At 59.8% G+C, this 512-nt stretch carries 1 pseudogene; it reads right to left on the bottom strand.

Features of this window, described 5'->3' with window-relative positions:
* Window positions 1-132: 132 nt before the first annotated feature.
* Window positions 133-512 (bottom strand): annotated as a pseudogene (locus AB4Z18_RS19385) (hypothetical protein); the annotation flags it as partial.

Genomic DNA, 512 nt, shown 5'->3' with positions numbered 1-512 from the left:
GATGAGTGGAATGAGCGGGATAAGCCGTTCCGCAGGCGGTACATAACATCGTCATGGTGATCTCCTTTGTCTCACTCAATCTTATGCACACCTGCGAAAACCGCACTTTCCTGAGGCCATTTCGTTACGCGATTACGGCTGGCGGCGAAGGGTAATCCGGGTGAGTTCTGAGGGACGACCCAGCCTCACCGCCATGCCTGGCCAGAGTGCCGTGCCGTTATTCACATAGAGCTGCATTCCGCCGACCTGATAAAGCCCGGAAACAAACCCGGCGTTGGGTTTAGCAAACAGCCTGTCCAGCCCGATAATCAGGCCGCCATGTGTATGTCCTGAGAGCTGCACATCCACGCCCTGCGCTGCGTTCTGGCGTGCATTGCGTGGCTGGTGATCCAGCAGGATTACCGGCGCGTTTTCAGGTGCCTGTTCCAGCGCGCGGGCCAGATCCGGGCCGACCGCGTTTCTGCCGGGTGCGGAGGCGTCCGGCAGGCCGGCAATCACCAGCTTTGCGGTTC

This window comes from Leifsonia sp. 2TAF2, from assembly GCF_052115085.1.
Lineage (GTDB): Bacteria > Actinomycetota > Actinomycetes > Actinomycetales > Microbacteriaceae > Leifsonia.
This window is presented reverse-complemented; position numbering and strand designations above follow the sequence as displayed.